This is a genomic window from Veillonella sp. T34266-5, from assembly GCF_002959815.1.
Classification (GTDB): Bacteria; Bacillota; Negativicutes; order Veillonellales; family Veillonellaceae; genus Veillonella; species Veillonella atypica.
In genome coordinates this window covers 71752-91153 of sequence record NZ_PPCZ01000024.1, presented here as the reverse complement: position 1 = coordinate 91153, position 19402 = coordinate 71752, and the positions used below count along the sequence as shown (strand labels likewise).

Here is a 19402-nt window from a genome sequence, read left to right as displayed (position 1 = left end):
TCTAGCCGTATTGGCCGTTATTAGAGAATAGGGGAGTAATATGATTTACCACATTCTATTAGCATTTGTAGTGACATTTATAATTACATTAGTATTGGGCAAGATTGGTATTCCTATGCTTAAATCATTGCATGCTCAACAAAGTATACGTGAGGAAGGTCCTGAAAGCCATCAAGCTAAGGCTGGTACACCAACTATGGGTGGTGCATTTATGATGGTAGCTCTTACGATCGGTGTGGCTATTTTTGCACCATGGAATGTGGCGACAGGTATGTTGCTATTCCTTACACTTGGTCATTGTTTGCTCGGATTCTTTGATGACTTTGTAAAAGCTGTTAAAAAACGTAATCTTGGCTTAACAGCAAAACAAAAATTATTGGGCCAATTCATTTTGGCTGCTGTATTCTGTTATTGTATTACTGAAATTATGGTTATTCCTACAACATTATGGATACCAGTTATAGATGCACATGTTCAATTGGGATTTGCCTATTATATTTTGGCTTTCTTGATTATTGTAGGTGCTACGAATGCTGTTAATCTAACGGATGGTCTTGACGGATTGGCATCTGGTACATCCGCTGTAGCAGCGATAGCGTTTTCTGTAATCGGCTTGATGATTTATTCCACTGAAAGTTCTGTAGCTGCTGAAAGCGTAGCTTTCTTTGGCGCTATTGTAACAGCTGTATGTTTAGGATTCTTGGTATTTAATATTAATCCAGCAAAGGTATTCATGGGCGATACAGGGTCCTTGGCTCTTGGTGGCGCATTTGCAGGCATGGCTATTTTAACTAAAACAGAATTATTACTCGTAGTGATTGGCGGTATTTTTGTAATGGAAGCCTTGTCTGTTATCATTCAAGTCATTTCCTTTAAAACACGAGGCGTGCGCGTATTTAAGATGAGCCCAATTCACCATCATTTTGAATTATCCGGATGGTCTGAACAAACTGTAGTTAATCGATTCTGGTTCGGTGGTGCAGTTCTAGCTGTGTTAGGTGTTATACTTGCAACTGTAACTATTTAATATAAGAACCCTATATTTGTAAATTGATAGTTAAATACGTGAAAATACTTAACTTGAAGGGCATTTAATGGTATTCTTATAAGATGAGATAAAAAATTTTCGTGCTTAGTGATTTAGGTGATATAAATGGATTATGGAGAGAAAAATATTCTTGTTCTAGGTGCTGGTTCCAGTGGAATTGGTGCTGCATGGGTATTGGCACAGTTACATGCAAATGTAGTTTTAAATGATTATAAACCAGTAGATTTTGAACCATCTACGCGTAAACGATTGGAAGATGCTGGTGTAACTATCATTACGGGGCGACAAGATAATAGCTTACTTGATGATGTAGATCGTATTATCATTTCTCCGGGCATTGCCTTATCCATTCCAATCGTACAAGAGGCTTTGCACCGTAAGATTGATGTAGTAAGCGAAGTAGAGCTTGCTTATGATGTTTGCAAATCTCCTATTTTAGGTGTTACTGGCACAAATGGTAAGACCACCACAACAACTCTATTAACGCAAGTTATGGAATCTACTGGCCTTCCTGTCAAGGTGGGCGGGAATATTGGTGATTCCCTAAGTGAAGCTGCATATCATATGCCAGAAGGTGGTTATTTAGTAGCTGAACTATCTAGCTATCAATTAGAAACAATTAAGTCCTTTTGTCCATTAGGGGCTATTGTATTAAATGTTACGCCAGATCATTTGGCGCGCCATAAGACGATGGAAAACTATGCAGCGGCTAAAGCTCGTATTTTTATGAATCAAACTGCTCATAATTTTGTCGTCCTTAATGATGATGACCCTATTGTGGCGGCTATGAAACAAGATGCACACAGTACAATTCTTAGCATTAGCCAACAGCATAAGGTTGATAATGGTGCGTATTTTGAAGGCAATACATGTTATGCTGTATTAGATAGTAAAGCTATTCCTGTTATTGATACAGAACATATTCACATTAAGGGCTCTCATAACATTGAAAATATATTGGCTGTAATTGCCTTAACATATGCTTTAGGCGTAAAGGTAGAGCATATTAAACATACTATTGAAGAATTTCATGGTGTAGAGCACAGATTGGAACGGGTCACAACATTCCATGATGTAACATTCTATAATGATTCTAAGGCTACTAATACAGACTCTGTAGTGAAAGCGTTAGATTCCTTTGACAAACCAGTTATTTTATTGGCTGGTGGTCACGATAAGATGACGCCGTTAGAAGATTTCATGAATATTGTAAAAGCACATACTAAAGAGGTCATTTTTATGGGGGAAGCAGCAGATCGATTTGAATCCGTTGCTGTAAAAATGGGTGTTCAAAATATTCATCGTGTACAGTCTATGAAAGAGGCTGTTGCATTAGGCTATCAATTAGCAAAAGCTGGAGATATTGTATTGCTTTCACCAGCATGTTCTAGTTTTGACTGGTATAGTTGTTTTGAAGAACGAGGCGACGATTTTAAAAACTGTGTTAAAGAATTAGAGGAAAGGGGCTAAGGGCGTGAAACGAATCATCATTTCTGGCGGTGGCACAGGTGGTCATATATACCCAGCCATTACGATATATAAGGAAATTATGAAACAGCAACCTGATGCTAAGGTCCTCTACGTGGGAACAGAACATGGTTTAGAAGCTGATCTGGTGCCGAAGGAGAACATCGATTTTGTTACATTACCTGTACAAGGTCTGCAACGTAAACTTTCATTAGGTACGTTGGTAACAATGGGGAAAACAGCGCTTTCTCTTGTAAAGGCCAATTCAATTATTTCGGATTTTAAACCAGATGTTGTGATTGGTACAGGTGGCTATGTATGTGGCCCTATTTTAATGGCCGCAGCATTGCGTAATATTCCTACATTAATTCAAGAGCAAAATGTTATTGCTGGTATTACAAATAAAATCTTGAGCCGTTTTGTTGATATAGTCGCGGTTGGTTATAATGAAGCCGCAAAATCATTTAGCAAGGCGAAAAGCGTCGTATATACAGGCAATCCAGTGCGTCCTGATGTACTCGTAGATTCTCGTGCAGAAGGTCGTCAATTTTTTGGACTGTCTGATGATATATTTACAGTTCTTATTGCTGGTGGTTCTCGTGGTGCTCGTACTATTAATACGGCCATGGTAGATGTACATAAACATTTCCAAGGTAAACCGGGCATCAAGTTGATACACATTACAGGGAATGGTGAATATAATACTGTATTAGAGCAATTAGGTATTGACGATGGTACTGGTTTGGGAGAATCATCGTTGATTTTGCCATATTTACATGATATGCCTAAGGCACTAGCTGCTACGGATTTGGCTGTATTTAGATCTGGTGCTATCGGTCTTGCTGAATTAGCTGTACGTGGTATTCCATCTATATTGGTGCCATATCCTTATGCTGCAGAAGATCATCAAACGTATAATGCGCGCATTTTCGTACAAGAAGGAGCTGCGCATATGATTGTAGATAAGGTTTTGACGAGCCATGATTTGATTGGTGAAATCGAAATGTTTATGGCAAATCGTGAATTGTTAGCTCAAATGGGGGCTAGTGCTTTGCGTTTAGGAAAACCAAATGCAGCTCATGATATTGCTGAGTTAGCGTTATCTATTGCGAAATAGTTAAGGAGAGTAATTATGTTAGAAGGTATCCATAAGATTCATCTCATCGGTATAGGTGGATCTGGTATGCGCGCTATTGCGAATATTTTAATTCAAAAAGGATATGAAGTATCTGGTTCTGATGTTAAAGAATCCGATGTAATTGAACGTTTTAGACAAATGGGAGCTACCGTTCATATCGGTCATAATGCTGACTATGTACAAGGTGTAGATGCTGTAGTTCGTTCTACAGCTATTCGTGAGGATAATCCGGAAATCGTAGCAGCAAAGGAACAAGGCATCACTATTTTACATCGCTCTGACATTGTAAAAGCCGTATTGGATGTTACAAATGGCATTGCCGTAGCTGGTGCTCATGGTAAAACATCTACTACTTCGATGATTGGTCAAATTCTCGTAGAAGGACAAATGGAGCCAACTGTTATTATCGGTGGTGAAGTTGATTATCTAAAGGGGAGTAGTTGCTTAGGTAAAGGTGAATACTCTGTCGTAGAAGCCGATGAAAGTGATGGTTCTTTCTTAAAATTAAGACCTAAGACGATTGTTATTACGAATATCGAAGATGATCATATGGATCATTATAAGACGATGGAAAATCTATTGAATGCATTCTGTCAATTCGTTGAAACATTACCTGTCGATGGTAAAGCAGTCGTTTGTGGCGACAATGATAACATTCGTTATGTTATGAGCAAAGTGAACCGTCAATTTATCACATATGGTTTGGAAGAGACTAATGATTATGTAGCAAAAAATATTCATTATGAAGACAGTTCTCTTGTCTATGATGTAGTTCGTAAAGGTGAAACGTTAGGTCGTGTATCTTTGCGTGTACCAGGTAATCATAATGTGCTAAATTCTTTAGCATCTTTTATTGTGGCTCATGAATGCTGTCATGTTCCAGTGCCAACTATTGTGAAAGCTTTAGGTAAATTTATCGGTGCTAAACGTCGTTTTGAAACAAAGGGACATGTAGCAGGTGTATGGGTAGTCGATGACTATGCTCATCATCCAACAGAAATTAAAGCGACTCTAAAAGCCGCTAAGGAATTAGAAAAACATCGTGTTATCTGTGTATTCCAACCTCATCGCTATTCTCGTACATCTTTGTTGAAAGACGAATTTGCAACTGCTTTCACAAGTGCAGATGAAATCTATATGACAGATATATATAGTTCTGGAGAAGATCCTATTAGCGGTATTGATGGTCATACAATTCCTAATATTATTGGTGAAGTAACGCATCAACATGTAAATTATGTGGAAGATGTAAATGATTTGCCAGCCGTCCTTGCGAAGGTGGTACGACCAAATGATTTGGTTATTACTATGGGGGCAGGATCTATTAATCAATATGGTCCAAAGTTATTAGCATTATTGGAAGAAGGTTTACAATGAAAGATAAACATATCATCGTATTAATGGGTGGTCCATCTGCTGAGGCTGAAGTATCTCGTAGAACTGGCGCAGCCATCGCAGAGGCTTTGATTAGCAAGGGGTATCACGTTTCCACATTAGAACTAAATCCTCGTACTGTATTACAAGACATTGAAAACCTTAAGGGCGATGTTGTATTTAATGCGATTCATGGACGTTATGGTGAAGATGGTGCGTTACAAGGTGCATTAGAGATGGCTGAAATCCCATATACAGGATCTGGCATTATGGCACATTCTGTAGGGATGAATAAAAAAGTAAGTAAAGATGTGTTTAAAGGTGCTCATATTCCTACGGCTGAATCTATTTCCTACAATGGCAATCTACAGTCGAAAGAAGATATCATTAAAGATATTGAATCTAAATTCTCCTTGCCTGTTGTATTGAAACCAGCAACGCAAGGCTCTAGTATTGGCGTTACCATTGTGAAAGAAGAAGATCAATTGGCTAAGGCTGTTACAGATGCGCTTACATATGATCCAATTCTTGTGGTAGAACAATTTTTAAATGGTCGTGAATTTACTGTTTCTGTATTGGACGGTAAGGCATTGGCTATCATTGAAATTAGACCACATTCTGGTGAATATAATTACGCTAGTAAATATACAGCAGGTGCTACTGATTATTTAGTACCGGCTCCAATCAGTGAAGATATGACAAAAGAAATGCAAGCTATTGGTGAACTTGTGTATCGTGAAGTACAAGCGAGTGGGGCTATTCGCGTTGATGTCATGACTGATGATAAAGACAATATGTATGTATTGGAATACAATACAATTCCAGGTATGACAGCTACTTCTTTGGTGCCAAAGGCTGCTAAAGAGGTGGGCATAGATTTTCCTGAATTATGTGAAAAAATCTTATTAACAGCAGGTTATGGGAAGTTTTAAATGCTGTAGTATGTAAGGAGAGTAGTTATGGATGATTTTAAGCAACATCCACCCAACTCAAATCAGATAGATGCGGAGCATGATAGACCCGATTTTCTTCGTCCTGAGACTGAGCCAATCCACAAGGATGATGGAGATTCAATACATAACAGTGAGCGTGAATTAGCTCGTAAACGTAAACAAGAGAAAGCGGAGGTTAGAAAGAAGTTTCTAAAAATAGGTGGTGTTGTAGCCATCGTGTTGTTAGGCTTATTTAATCTACCTATTCCGCTTGGATCTATTAAAGTTATTGGATCTGATAAGGTCACTGTACAGGATGTTGAGGTTGCTGGTGATATTGGGGAACCAGTGAATGTACTTCGCATCAATAGAGAGAACTTGCGGCACCGATTATCAAAGGATCTCCGTATTGAAGATGCTCAAATTAGTTACGAATTACCATTGACGATGGTGGTCCGTGTAGTCGAGCGTAAGGCTATTGCTGTGATACCAGCTCAATTTGGGTATCTAACCTTGGATAAGAATGGGCAAGTGATTGCGTCTGATAGTGTAATTGAAGACACTACGGTGCCTATGATTTCAGGTGTTAAGGGTGGTAATATACTGCTAGGTGATGTGGTTACCGATAAGCCGATTGTACAGGCTCTTGATTATTTGCGCGCCTTAGATGATGATACATTTAAGCAAATTGCAGAAATCAATATCGGTGATCCTAATAATATGATGGCGTATACCGTATCCGGTATACAGATTCGACTAGGTGATGGCGAAGATTTGAAAAGCAAAGCTGATTTAACAGCGTCTATGCTAAAAGATTTACCTAAGAGTCAAGGTAATGTTCAATACATAGATGTTAACCCGTCATCTCCTTTCATTAAGACCGATAAGGTAACGGTGCAACCAAAATCTAATAAATCTAAGTCAGACACTAGCCAATCTGAGAAAAAAGATACATCAAAACAAAGTGCTAATGTATCAAAATCAAAACAAGATTAGTTATAAGCACAAAAAGGGTGGATGATGTTGTGAAACACGAACGATGGGCTATTGGACTTGTCAGCTTTGTATTGGGTTTCATGGTCATTACTCAATACAAGATGACACAAGATAATATTCAAGAAAATATACGGCTACAACGAACTGGTGATTTGGTGGCTCAGTTAAAGGATGCAGAACATGAAAAGGATGCTCTACTAAAACAAATTGAGCAATTAAAAGCCAGTGGTTCCGGTTCTAGTGCAGATGAAACATTACTTCGTAAAGCTGCATTGACTAATGTCAAAGGGCCTGGGGTAACCGTTTTGATAGAGGATAGTGCTAAACCAATTCAAGGGGGCGAAAATCCTAACTTATATGTAATTCACGATGAAGATATTCTTCGTATCGTCAATGAATTACGAGCTGGTGGTGCTGAAGCATTGGCGATAAATGATCAACGTTTGATTGGTACATCTGAAATCCGTTGTTCAGGTCCTACAATTACTGTAAATGGTAAGGTGTATGGGGCGCCATTTACAGTTAAGGCTATAGGTGATCCTAAAACATTGAATTCAGCCCTTACTATGCGTGGAGGTATTGTAGATTCTCTAAAACATTGGGGGATTAAGGTGACCATTAAAGAAGAACCATCCATTGCTATTCCAGCATTTACAGGTTCTTATAGAGAAGAGCATTTACAATCAAATGAGTTAGGAGGTAAAGAATGAATATTTATATCTTTGCTATCATTGGACTCATAGTAGGTGTTGTTGTAGGATGGTTCACACCATTACATATTCCGGCAAGCTATGCCAATTATACTTCTGTAGCTGTGCTAGCTGCATTAGATGCGGTATTTGGTGGCAGTCGTGCTGCATTAGAGAGGATATTTGATTTAAGTAATTTTATCAGTGGATTCTTCTCCAATGTAATACTTGCTGTTGTATTAGTATATATTGGCGATTTAATTGGGATTAATTTATACTACGTTGCCTTGATTGGTTTTGGTTTACGAGTATTTATTAATTTAGCTGCTATTCGAAAGAACATTATGACTAAACGTTTCTAATTATCAAGATTCGATTATAGTTGTAGTGGAAAGTTTTTAAATTTTAGTGTAAAATAAATGTAATTGTTATAATTAACTCAGTATATAAATAGACGCATTCGCATTTATATTGACAAAAATAGATAACGATAAGAGGAGGAAGTTCAATGTCTGATTTTGCAAATATTAAAGTTATCGGTGTCGGTGGTGGCGGTAATAACGCTGTTAACCGCATGGTTGAAAGTGAACTTAAAGGGGTTCAATTCTTATCCGTTAACACTGAAAGCCAAGTACTTGAATTGTCCAAGGCTGATGTAACTATTCAAATCGGTGAAAAAGTTACTAAAGGTCTTGGTGCTGGTGCTAACCCACAAATCGGTGAAGCAGCTGCTCAAGAAAGTCGCGAAGATATCATCAAAGCTCTTGAAGGTGCTGATATGGTATTCGTAACTGCTGGTATGGGTGGTGGTACTGGTACTGGTGCTGCTCCTGTAGTTGCTGAATGCGCTAAAGAAGTAGGCGCATTGACTGTAGGCGTTGTAACAAAACCTTTTGCATTTGAAGGTAAACGTCGTCGTGCTGCAGCAGAAAAAGGCATTGAATTCTTGACTCAAAAAGTTGATACAATTATCGTTATCCCTAATGATAAATTGTTACAAGTTGTAGATAAAAAATGTTCTTTGTCTGATGCATTCGGTAAAGCTGATGATGTTCTTCGCCAAGGTATTAAAGGCATTTCCGATTTGATTCAAATTCCTGGTTTAATCAACCTTGACTTTGCAGACGTTAAAACTATCATGACTGAACAAGGCGAAGCTTTGATGGGTATTGGTATAGCTACTGGTGAAAACCGCGCTGCAGACGCTGCTAAGATGGCTATCAACAGCCCATTGTTGGAAACTTCCATCGATGGTGCTAAAGGCATCTTGCTTAATATTTCCGGTAGTGCAAACTTGAGCTTGTTCGAAATTAACGAAGCAGCTGAAATTATTTCTGATGCAGCAGATCCTGATGCAAATATCATCTTCGGTTCTGTTATTGATGAAAGCTTGGGCGATAGCGTTCAAGTTACAGTTGTTGCAACTGGTTTTAACTCCAGTACTAAGAATGTTCCAGAATTCGGTAAAACAACAACTGCTGCACGTCCAGCAACAAATACATCTGCTCCAACAAGTGGTATCCCTGATATCCCTGTATTCATGAAACGCTAATATTTAATATATATACTTATACAATATTAGAATAAAAGTAACTTATTAAGACACATATTTATGTGTGTATAGGAGGTACAAATGAAAAAATTAGTATTATTATCTTTAGCTGCAACAGTGATTACTGGCAGTGCATTCGCTGCATCCGTGCCTGTAACTAAAATCAGTGATAATTCCACAAAAATTCAAGCTGATTATGCGTTCAATCAACGCGTATCTAATAGCGGTGGCACTAACAATGATGGCTTTGGCGTATCTTTAGAACATGATTTAAGCAATAAATCTGCTCTTCAATACTCTTATAACAAAGTAAATGCTAAAAATGGCGATATTAAAGATCACCAATTGGCTTATGTTTACAAAGTACATCCTAATGTAAATATTTACGGTGCTGGTACAGCTATCCGTACACATGACACTGAGTTAGGTGTTCAAGCTGGTGTAATTGGTCACGTGCCTTTGACTGACAAAGTGAACGGCTTTGCTAAAGCTGGTTGGGGCAACGATATTAAACAATCCTATCAAGTAGGTGCTCAATATGAAGTTAAACCTAACATTGATTTGAATGTTTATTATGGTTATGACAAATATAGCGTAAACGATAATGACAAGACTTCCAAAGGCTTACATGCTGGTGTAGGTTATACATTCTAATCGTCATATATGCAATTGAAACCACTCATCGTTGATGGGTGGTTTTTTGTATTCACTCATGTATACAATATTTTTCATGAATACTCATTGTATAAATGCTTAACTTTAGGTATGATATTGATGTAATAGTTCTTTTTAGTTAGGATGGTGTATGCGATGACAAGTGTAGCAGCGAAACACGCAAGAGGAAAAAAATTAAAAGATGTAATCTTTGTAACTGCAGGACAGGCGGCGGAAGATACAAAATTAAATGGTCGTGAAAATGTAGTAAATGGTACTTTGGGTGCTATTTATGATGAAGAAGGTAATTTAGTATTCTTAAAAACTGTAAAAGAAGAATATTTAAATTTATCTGACACCGAACATATTGGATATGCCCCTATTGCAGGGATTCCACAATATTTGGAATGTGCTGAAAAAGAATGCTTTGGCGATTCTCGTCCTGATGGCTTTATTCGTAGCATCGCAACCACTGGTGGTACAGGCGGTATTCATCATTTGGTACATAACTATACTGAACCTGGAGATGAAGTATTAACCGCAGATTGGTACTGGGGTGCATATCGTATTATTTGTAGTGATAATGGACGTACACTTGTTACATACTCTTTATTTGATGAACATAATAACTTTAATCATGATGCATTCCAACATCGTGTTAAGGAATTAGCTGCTAAACAAACAAATGTTGTTATCTTATTTAATACACCAGGTAATAATCCTACAGGATATTCTGTAGAGGATAAGGACTGGGATTCTATTCTTAGTTTCTTGAAAGAATTAGTTGCTATTGGTCGCAATAACGTCATCATTGGTATCGATGTGGCTTATTTGGATTATTCTGGTGAAAAAGAAGAAGTCCGCGCATTCTTTAAAAAGATGGGGCAATTACCAAAGGAAATCCTAGTTTGTGTATGTTATAGCTTATCTAAGGGCTTTACAATGTATGGTCAACGTGTTGGCGCTATGATTGGTATTTCTTCTGATGAAGAAATCGCCGATGAATTCTTAGAAGTGAATAAATCGACTAGTCGTGCAACCTGGTCTAATATTTGTCGTCCAGCAATGCGCACTATGGCTAATATCGTTTCTGATCCTGATAAATTTAAGGCTTATGAGGACGAACGTAATTGTTATTATCAATTGATTCGCGATCGTGCAGATATCTTTAAACAAGAGGCAGCACAAGTGGGCTTACCTATGTTGCCATATCGTGGTGGTTTCTTTATAACTATACCAACTGATTCTGGTACCGCTATTTGTGAAGAACTTAAAAAAGAACATATTTATTGCATTGCGTTAGGCAATGGTATTCGTATCGCTGCATGTGGTATTCCTAAATTCCAAATGAAGGGATTAGCTGGAAAAATCTATGATGCAATGAAACGATTAGGCAAATTATAAAGAAATGAATTTAAAAAGGCACTTCAAATTGAAGTGCCTTTTAGTGTTAGTGAATGTCCTTACGTTCTTTAATTTCTTCATCTGCCTTTAACGCTAAGTTTTCAAGCGCTTTTTTAGGTGCTGTTCGTTCACCTGTTTTAGGATCAACAAATTCAACGCGATCTAAGGTGTCTGTGATTTGTCCTTTAATAAAGCCTAAATAGATGTTATATAGCTCTTTCTTTTCGGCTAATTCTTCAGGTGTTAGTTCTTGACCAGATTTTTTCTTAGCTGCTAGTTCATTTATACGTTTTAATGTATCATTAATATTGTTCATAGTTGCCTCCTGTATTCTATATTAGAATAACATGATTTATTATAACATAGAACTTAATGAATACGTATGGTAAGATATAAATTGTACGAGTTCGTACTTTCACAGGTGAGAAAGGAGTTTATCGTGCGTGTTACGAAAGCAATTAAAGCAGAACAATTAGCATTATTAGAAGAACATTATATTGATGCTAAACCTGCTCTTGAATACACAAATGAATTTGAATTATTAGTCGCTGTTGTGTTATCTGCACAGTGCACAGATGAGAGGGTTAACATTGTTACAAAACGATTGTTCCCTGCATTAAATCATCCTGCTAAGATGCTAGAAATTGGTGTTACAAAACTAGAAACTCTTATCAAGGATTGTGGTTTGTATAAATCGAAGGCGAAGAATTTGATTGCCACTTGTCATATACTGGTAGAACAATATCATGGAGAAGTGCCACGCGAATTTGATCAGCTTGTTGAATTGCCCGGTGTAGGTCGAAAAACGGCAAATGTTGTAGTGTCTGTATTATTTGGAACACCGGCTATCGCAGTAGATACACATGTGTTCCGCGTAGCAAACCGATTGAAATTGGGCATTGCGAAAACGCCAGAAGAAATGGAACAAAAGTTACAAAAGGCTATACCAAAAGAGAAGTGGTCTGCGGCCCATCATTGGCTGATTTATCATGGACGACGTGTCTGCAAAGCACGTAAGCCTCTATGTGAAACATGTTTTTTAAATCATCTTTGTCCGTCAGCAGGAAAGGTTTAATATGAAAAAGAATAATGAAGAATTTATTGCTCTTTGTGCCCAATATGGCATAGAAGGTATTGATATCGTCAATGAATTAATGCGTTTTAAAGTATTAGATCAATTGCTCTCCAGCAATGCAAATTCTCGTGAATGGGGTGTTACACCAGAGGATTTGTATGGATTAGCAGAGAAGTCTACTGTTGAATCCTTTGGACCTATTCCATATGATGTAAACACATTCCGTGCATTGTATGGACCATCCTTTACGGTAGAGCTCTTTGATTTTATTAGTGATACTGGTATTCTAGATGGCCTTGATGTGGGGACTGTATGGGAGTCGCCTGTACGTGAAAGTATAGAAGCTCATAGCAAAACGGGGGAACTCGTGTTATATGCTTATGTAGAAGAATATGCTGGCATGATAGAAGAAATCTTGCAATCCTATGAGGATAAAAAGGTAGTACTTTATACAGCATCTCCTATATGCTATAGCATTATCTCTCGATTATATCCAATGGCTCAGATTATTAATCAATGGCCTCATCGTAGCTATTTTGACCATATCTTTACAGGTACTGTTGGTATGTTCCAATCCTCTGAAGATATTGTAGAAGAGGTAGCTAATGGTTTGCATAATTTGGTTCCTGAAGGGACTGCTCAATTGTTCTTACCAGCAACAATGGCACAAAATCAATTGGGATTGAATAATATGGCATTACAATTCTTTTTGAACCAAAAACGTGTAGAATCTATTCGCGAATGGACTCCTCTAGGGGCTTATGAAATCATTTATGGTAAATATGATGTTAAAAAGATGCGCGTAGGCCTTCGTGAACGGGTTGGTGATGACTGGAAAGCTATTAATTATATTCCATTACCTCATGGTGTCTTTGCTCAATTACCAGTATTTACCGTACTAAATTATGGTTTGTCCCTACGTTCTATTTTATTGCCTGGCGGTCAAACTGATGTAGCTTTAGGGCAGGATGGCATTTATTGTATAGATAGTCGTGTTTCAGAACTAGGACGTGCGGCACTTCGTGAAAATGGAGCGTATTACTTAGCTTTTACCCGCTATAGTGACCATGTAGAGGTGTCTATGGGTACAGAAGCACCTAGTACGGGTGTATATTGGATGTTCCCTGATGTAGAATTGGCATATATGTGGTATACATATTTCTCTAGCACAATTGGGCAAACCTTAATGCAAGAGATTTCTATGCTCGTTCAAACAGAAGAATCCTTCGGCTATATGCTTAGCAGTGTACGTCGCCGTGTACTCGATGTAAATGATGAATCGCTACTAGTTAATGCGGCCAAAAATATTGATGAAGCGTATAAAGAGACTATCAAATCTGCACGAGCATCATGGCAAGAAAATATGAATTCTTTGGGTGCTGACGTAATGCCTCCGACGACATCCATCGATATTGAAGACTACAGTGACTATAAAAAATAATTGTCAATATAGGTAATTTGGTTTACAATATATCGTATCGATTTAGAACTACATAATTTGACACATAGTGTACACTATAATTAGGTGAGGAGGGAGGTAACAATGGCTGTTATTAATTTCGAAATTTTCAAAGTTATCGGCACATTATCTGAAGATAAAGATGGCTGGAAAAAACAACTTACATGCACAAGCTGGGGGAAATATAATCCTAAATTTGATCTTCGTGCTTGGGATAGCGAATATACAAGTATGAAAAAAGGGATTACTCTTTCCTTGGAAGAATTGATTGCATTACGCGATCTTTTGAATGAAAGTGATTTAGAAACTATCTTAGCGGAAGCAATTGAAGAAAAACAGGCTTCTAAAGAGTAGTTTCTTGATTTGTACGCATTATCGTGCTATAATCTATAAGAATAATATTGATTGCTGGAAAGAGGTGTATAGAATGAAACAAGGTATTCATCCAGACTATAAAGAAGCTACAGTTACTTGCGGTTGTGGTAACACATTCAAAACTGGCTCTGTAAAAGAAGACCTTCGTGTAGACGTTTGCTCCAAATGCCATCCGTTCTTCACTGGTCAACAACGTGCGGCTCAAGCTCGTGGTCGTATCGAACAATTTAACAAACGTTACGGTAAATAATAGTTTATGTAGCGAAACAACTATTGGCAGGGCTTTGGGCTCTGCCTCTATTTGTTTATGAAAGGAAATCCTTTGGCAAAAGAACGTATTAAGAAGTTCGTTGGTGGACAAGCTGTCATTGAAGGCGTCATGATGCGTGGCCCAGGATATACGGCGACAGCTGTACGTGAGCCTTCCGGTTCTATCGTGGTGCAAAAGGAAGCCACCACGTCCATTCAAGAGCGATATCCTATATTAAAGAAACCATTTTTACGAGGCTGTATAGCCTTATATGAATCTCTTGTTATCGGTATGAAGGCCTTGTCCTTCTCTGCGAAAGCGGCTGGTGATGAAGAGGAAGAAATGTCGAATAGTGAAATTGCCATTACCATGGTATTTTCCACACTATTTGCAATCGCTTTATTTGTAGCCCTTCCTACATTTGTAGTTAAATTTATTCCTGGTATTCAAGATAATCACTTTATTTTGAACCTTGTTGAAGGTGCTATTCGATTGGCTCTGTTTTTGCTCTATATATGGGGTATTGGTCAAACTAAGGATATACAACGTGTATTCCAATACCATGGCGCAGAGCATAAAACCATTCATGCTTATGAAAATGATCTACCTTTGACCGTAGAAAATGTGCGTGCTCAATCTCGTTTACATCCGAGATGCGGGACTAATTTTCTACTCATTGTAATGGTAGTTAGTATATTTGTATTTGCCTTTTTAGGTTGGCCTAACTTGCTAGAGCGCATTGTGTCACGTGTTTTACTGATGCCCGTTGTAGCAGGTATTGCCTATGAATGTATTCGTTTTGCAGGACGTAGTGAAAGCTCCTTTGTAAAATCTCTCGTTAAACCGGGCTTGGCGTTGCAATATATGACGACCCGTGAACCAGAAGCAGATCAAATCGAAGTGGCTATTCGTGCTCTAGAAGAGGTACGTCCTCCAGAAGAAGATGCTTATGAAGATGAAACATATTAAGATTGAGGTTATATATGTTAGTAGATAAATTACAAGTTATTGAAGATAAATTTATGGATCTAGAGCAACGCATCAGTGACCCTGAAGTCATTGCGCGTCAAGATGAATGGCGTAAACTAACACGTCAACATGCCCAATTATCTGAAACTGTAGAAGCTTTTAGAGAATATAAAAAGGTTTTAGCTGGTATTGATGAAGCCATGGAAGTCATTGAAGACAAAACGATGGATGAAGAATTCCGTGAAATGGCTCAAGAAGAATTGAAAGAATTAAAACCTCAAAAAGAGGAATTAGAAGAAAAATTACAAATTCTTTTATTACCAAAAGACCCTAACGATGATAAAAATATTATCATCGAAATTCGCGGTGGCGCTGGTGGCGATGAAGCGGCATTGTTTGCAGGCGACTTATTCCGTATGTATACTAAATATGCTGAAAGCCAAGGGTGGCGTTGTGAAATTATCGATGCTAATGAACCTGAATTAGGCGGTTTTAAAGAGGTTGTATTCTCTGTAGATGGTGAGAATGTATATTCTAAGATGAAATTTGAATCTGGTGTACATCGTGTACAACGGGTTCCAGCTACAGAAACACAAGGCCGTGTACATACATCTACGGTTACTGTGGCAGTACTTCCTGAAATGGAAGATGTTGATATTGAAATCAATGATAAGGATTTGAAAATCGATACATATCGCGCTAGTGGTGCCGGTGGTCAGCATATTAATAAAACAGAATCTGCTGTCCGTATTACTCACTTACCAACAGGTATTGTCGTAGCTTGTCAGGATCAACGTTCTCAGCTACAAAACAGAGAGAAAGCGATGCGCGTATTGCGTGCAAAATTGCAAGATAAAGCCGAACAAGAGGCTACAGCTAGCATGGCCGCAGACCGCAAGAGCCAAGTTGGTACAGGTGATCGTAGTGAACGTATTCGTACCTATAACTACCCACAAGGTCGCGTAACAGATCATCGTATCAATTTAACATTGTATAAATTGGATGCCATTTTAAATGGTGATCTCGATGAAATTATTCAAGCCTTAAATGCCGCTGATCAAGCAGCTAAAATGCAGGAGGCTAATACAAATGTATAAGGAGATTTGGACGGTTGGTCGTATTCTCCAGTGGACAGAGCAGTACTTTCAAAGCAAGGGGATGGATACACCTCGTCTTGATGGGGAAGTACTGCTTTCTCACGTTTTAGGGAAGAATCGTATATATCTATATACGAATTATGATCAACCATTAGAGCAAGAAGAACTGGATAAATTTAGACCGCTTGTCATTGAACGGGCTAAAGGACATGCTGTAGCATCTTTAACGGGAACAAAAGACTTTATGGGATTGACATTTGCTGTAAATGATAAGGTCCTTATTCCTCGTCCCGATACAGAAACATTAGTAGAATATGTATTAAGTGCTTATCATCAACAAGACTCTATTCGAATCCTTGATATGTGTACGGGCCCTGGTACTATTTTACTAAGCCTCTTGCATTATCTGCCTACAGCAACGGGGATGGGCCTTGATATTTCTCGTGATGCACTTGAAATAGCCACAAAGAATCAAGAAGCATTTAAGCTAGAGAATCGTAGCGAATTTCACGAATCGGATATGTTTTCTTATTTAGAACATCATAATGAGTTGTTTGATGTGATTGTATCTAATCCGCCGTATATTCGATTAGAGGATAAGAAAATCCTGTCTCCTGATGTACTTAATGAGCCTCATATTGCATTATTTGGTGGTGAAGATGGACTTGATTTCTATCGTCAGTTAGCTATGGAGTGCGTTACATATTTAAAACCTCATGGACTTGTAGCTTTTGAGGTAGGATATGATCAAGCTAAGGCTGTGAAATCTTTACTGGAGGCTGTTGGGTCCTATGTAGATATATCTTTTGCAGCAGATTTAGCGGGCATTAATCGTGTTGTGACGGCTCGCGTGAAGGGGTGAGAATGTGGAGACTAAAATCATTACCGAACTTACAAGAGATAATCTTCAATTAGTTGCACATGCGTTGCGTCATGGTGATGTTGTAGCAATTCCTACGGAAACTGTATATGGCCTTGGTGCTAATGGTCTCGATGCAGACGCAATGGATAAAATTTATGCTGCTAAAGGTCGTCCTTCAGATAATCCATTAATATTACATGTATCAAATGCGGAAAGTATTAAACCGCTTGTGAAAGAAATACCTGAAACAGCAAAGCTATTGATTGAGGCTTTTTGGCCGGGTCCTTTAACAATTACATTGCCTAAATCTGATCTCGTGCCTGACCGTGCAACTGGTGGGTTAGATCGGGTGGCATTACGTTGCCCAAATCATGGCGTATGCCGTGACATATTAGAGTTGGCTGGTGTGCCAATTGCCGCGCCTAGTGCCAATATTTCAGGCCGCCCAAGCCCTACTTCTGCTCAAGCTGTTTATGATGATATGAACGGTCGTATTCCTTATATTGTGGATGCTGGAATCTGTACGATTGGTGTGGAATCCACTGTTGTAGAGGTTAGAGATGATGGGGTGACCATCTTACGGCCCGGCGGCATCACAAAAGAAATGTTAGAACAAGTTGTAGCTAATGTGTCCTATGATCCATTCTTATCGTCTCAAAATGAAGCGCCAAAGGCTCCGGGTATGAAGTATAAGCATTATGCTCCAGATGCACCTATGCGTGCATTTATAGGCAATCCCAAGGATGTGGCGGAAGCTTTCAACAATGTAATTCATGAACAGGAAACTAAATGTGGTGCATTTCTTGTTAGCCAAGAAACATATGATTTGTTAAAAGATAGTGTACACGGTGAATTTCATGTATATGGACATAGTGGTGATGCAGTAGCTTTGGCTCACGATTTTTATAAGACACTACATCATTTTAATGAATGTAATGTAGACTATATTTTAGCAGAAGGTGTTCAGAATACAGGCCTTGGCGTAGCGGTTATGAATCGCATGGAAAAGGCGTGTGCTGGTCAGATTATCTACTTATAAGCAATTAGGTAATATTTATTATGTCCATTCATAATAGAAAAATGTCTTTACATATTGGATGTATTTGCTATAATGTATAAATAGCCACAGAAATTGTGGCAGTAAGGATGTCATTATGAATATTTTGTATGTATGTACTGGTAATACCTGTCGTAGCCCAATGGCAGAAGGTATTACGCGGGCCTTAGCAACAGAGCTTGGTCTAGACGTGAACGTCGTTTCGGCTGGATTATTTGCTGCTTATGGTGCTAAGCCTACAGAAGAAGCTGTGATTGCGATTCAATCTATCGCTGATATTTCTGAACATGAATCAAGACCTCTTACAATGGAACTTGTCAATTCAGCAGATTTGATTATTGGTATGACACAAGACCATAAATCTGTGTTACTTCGTCAATTTCCATTTGAAGTAGCTAAAATTAAAACCCTTGCTGAATGGGGGCATGGTACAGGAGATGTGGTAGATCCTTTCGGTTCCAATCAAGACGTGTATAATCAATGTGCTGAGCAAATTTATAATTTGGTGAAAGCTGGATTAGTATCATCAAAAGAATAGGAGAAAGAGCTATGAAAATTGCTATTGGTTGTGATCATGGTGGATTACATTTAAAACAAGAAATTAAGGAATTATTGTCTACATTAGGCCATGAAGTGGAAGATTTTGGTACTCATAGTACAGAATCTTGTGATTATCCGGATATTGCTGAACCAGTAGCACATGCCGTTGTAGATGGTGCAGCAGATCGAGGTATCTTAATCTGTGGTACAGGCATTGGGATTGGTATTGCAGCCAACAAAATTGCAGGTGTACGTGCAGCGCTTTGTCACGATACATTTTCCGCACATGCTAGTCGTGAACATAATAATGCCAATATTCTTACGATGGGGGAACGCGTGATTGGACCGGGCCTTGCAAAGGATATTGTTACGATTTGGCTTAATACAGAATTTGAAGGCGGACGTCACGCGCGTCGCGTAGAAAAAATTTCTGCTCTTGAAAAATAATACATCTTTACTCAATT

22 protein-coding genes are annotated in these 19402 nt (G+C 38.4%); 21 read left to right on the top strand and 1 reads right to left on the bottom strand.

Annotation, left to right across the window (positions count from 1 at the left end; translation table 11 throughout):
* Positions 1–40 precede the first annotated feature (40 nt).
* The 11 genes from mraY to VIHSUH07_RS08410 all read left to right on the top strand — a co-directional run bounded on the left by mraY (position 41) and on the right by VIHSUH07_RS08410 (position 11254).
* Complete coding sequence (mraY, locus tag VIHSUH07_RS08460) at positions 41–1027, top strand: phospho-N-acetylmuramoyl-pentapeptide-transferase (RefSeq protein ID WP_016475705.1); 987 nt, start codon at positions 41–43, stop codon at positions 1025–1027.
* A 126-nt stretch (positions 1028–1153) separates the two neighbouring features.
* Complete coding sequence (gene murD, locus VIHSUH07_RS08455) at positions 1154–2518, top strand: UDP-N-acetylmuramoyl-L-alanine--D-glutamate ligase (protein ID WP_105084611.1); 1365 nt, start codon at positions 1154–1156, stop codon at positions 2516–2518.
* A 4-nt stretch (positions 2519–2522) separates the two neighbouring features.
* Complete coding sequence (gene murG, locus VIHSUH07_RS08450; protein ID WP_105084610.1) at positions 2523–3632, top strand: undecaprenyldiphospho-muramoylpentapeptide beta-N-acetylglucosaminyltransferase; 1110 nt, start codon at positions 2523–2525, stop codon at positions 3630–3632.
* Positions 3633–3647: 15 nt separating this feature from the next.
* On the top strand, positions 3648–5030 hold the full coding sequence (murC, locus tag VIHSUH07_RS08445; RefSeq protein WP_105084609.1) for a UDP-N-acetylmuramate--L-alanine ligase: 1383 nt from the start codon (positions 3648–3650) through the stop codon (positions 5028–5030).
* Positions 5027–5959 carry a D-alanine--D-alanine ligase gene (locus VIHSUH07_RS08440; protein WP_105084608.1) on the top strand — a complete coding sequence of 311 codons (933 nt, stop codon included), beginning with the start codon at positions 5027–5029 and terminating at the stop codon, positions 5957–5959. Before murC ends, VIHSUH07_RS08440 begins: the two co-directional genes overlap by 4 nt.
* Before the next feature lie 27 nt (positions 5960–5986).
* Positions 5987–6955: a cell division protein FtsQ/DivIB gene (locus tag VIHSUH07_RS08435; protein ID WP_105084607.1), complete on the top strand. Its 969-nt coding sequence runs from the start codon at positions 5987–5989 to the stop codon at positions 6953–6955.
* Between the two features lie 29 nt (positions 6956–6984).
* The gene (locus VIHSUH07_RS08430; RefSeq protein ID WP_005379199.1) at positions 6985–7665 is read left to right on the top strand and encodes a DUF881 domain-containing protein; all 681 of its coding nucleotides are present in this window, start codon (positions 6985–6987) and stop codon (positions 7663–7665) included.
* On the top strand, positions 7662–8006 hold the full coding sequence (locus VIHSUH07_RS08425; RefSeq protein ID WP_105084606.1) for a small basic family protein: 345 nt from the start codon (positions 7662–7664) through the stop codon (positions 8004–8006). The genes VIHSUH07_RS08430 and VIHSUH07_RS08425 overlap by 4 nt, the downstream gene beginning before the upstream one ends.
* Positions 8007–8152: 146 nt before the next feature.
* On the top strand, positions 8153–9196 hold the full coding sequence (gene ftsZ, locus VIHSUH07_RS08420) for a cell division protein FtsZ (RefSeq protein WP_016475699.1): 1044 nt from the start codon (positions 8153–8155) through the stop codon (positions 9194–9196).
* Positions 9197–9277: 81 nt separating this feature from the next.
* Positions 9278–9850, top strand: coding sequence for an outer membrane beta-barrel protein (locus VIHSUH07_RS08415; protein WP_005376108.1), 573 nt, complete (start codon positions 9278–9280; stop codon positions 9848–9850).
* Positions 9851–10006: 156 nt separating this feature from the next.
* Positions 10007–11254, top strand: coding sequence for an aminotransferase class I/II-fold pyridoxal phosphate-dependent enzyme (locus tag VIHSUH07_RS08410; protein WP_105084605.1), 1248 nt, complete (start codon positions 10007–10009; stop codon positions 11252–11254).
* Between the two features lie 46 nt (positions 11255–11300).
* On the opposite strand, the gene VIHSUH07_RS08405 is transcribed toward VIHSUH07_RS08410, so the two are convergent.
* On the bottom strand, positions 11301–11570 hold the full coding sequence (locus VIHSUH07_RS08405) for a DUF896 domain-containing protein (protein ID WP_105084604.1): 270 nt from the start codon (positions 11568–11570) through the stop codon (positions 11301–11303).
* A gap of 123 nt (positions 11571–11693) precedes the next feature.
* On the opposite strand from VIHSUH07_RS08405, the gene nth reads away from it, so the two are divergent.
* From nth to rpiB, 10 genes are all read left to right on the top strand, one after another.
* Positions 11694–12329 (top strand): endonuclease III, encoded by a 636-nt coding sequence (nth, locus tag VIHSUH07_RS08400; RefSeq protein WP_105084603.1) that lies wholly within the window; start codon positions 11694–11696, stop codon positions 12327–12329.
* 1 nt (position 12330) lies between these two features.
* The gene (locus VIHSUH07_RS08395) at positions 12331–13770 is read left to right on the top strand and encodes a hypothetical protein (RefSeq protein WP_105084602.1); all 1440 of its coding nucleotides are present in this window, start codon (positions 12331–12333) and stop codon (positions 13768–13770) included.
* 102 nt (positions 13771–13872) lie between these two features.
* Positions 13873–14142 carry a YdbC family protein gene (locus VIHSUH07_RS08390; RefSeq protein WP_005376370.1) on the top strand — a complete coding sequence of 90 codons (270 nt, stop codon included), beginning with the start codon at positions 13873–13875 and terminating at the stop codon, positions 14140–14142.
* Positions 14143–14215: 73 nt separating this feature from the next.
* Positions 14216–14413, top strand: a complete 198-nt coding sequence (rpmE, locus tag VIHSUH07_RS08385; protein WP_004696185.1) for a 50S ribosomal protein L31 — start codon at positions 14216–14218, stop codon at positions 14411–14413.
* 57 nt (positions 14414–14470) lie between these two features.
* Entirely contained in the window at positions 14471–15382 is a 912-nt protein-coding gene (locus VIHSUH07_RS08380) for a DUF1385 domain-containing protein (RefSeq protein ID WP_005376009.1), read from the top strand.
* A gap of 14 nt (positions 15383–15396) precedes the next feature.
* On the top strand, positions 15397–16479 hold the full coding sequence (gene prfA / locus VIHSUH07_RS08375) for a peptide chain release factor 1 (RefSeq protein ID WP_005376124.1): 1083 nt from the start codon (positions 15397–15399) through the stop codon (positions 16477–16479).
* On the top strand, positions 16472–17341 hold the full coding sequence (gene prmC / locus VIHSUH07_RS08370) for a peptide chain release factor N(5)-glutamine methyltransferase (protein WP_105084601.1): 870 nt from the start codon (positions 16472–16474) through the stop codon (positions 17339–17341). Before prfA ends, prmC begins: the two co-directional genes overlap by 8 nt.
* A gap of 4 nt (positions 17342–17345) precedes the next feature.
* On the top strand, positions 17346–18380 hold the full coding sequence (locus VIHSUH07_RS08365) for an L-threonylcarbamoyladenylate synthase (protein WP_105084600.1): 1035 nt from the start codon (positions 17346–17348) through the stop codon (positions 18378–18380).
* A gap of 115 nt (positions 18381–18495) precedes the next feature.
* Entirely contained in the window at positions 18496–18936 is a 441-nt protein-coding gene (locus VIHSUH07_RS08360) for a low molecular weight protein arginine phosphatase (protein WP_105084599.1), read from the top strand.
* 11 nt (positions 18937–18947) lie between these two features.
* A complete protein-coding gene (rpiB, locus tag VIHSUH07_RS08355; RefSeq protein ID WP_005376273.1) occupies positions 18948–19385 on the top strand; it encodes a ribose 5-phosphate isomerase B in 438 nt (145 codons plus the stop codon).
* The last annotated feature ends 17 nt before the right edge of the window (positions 19386–19402 follow it).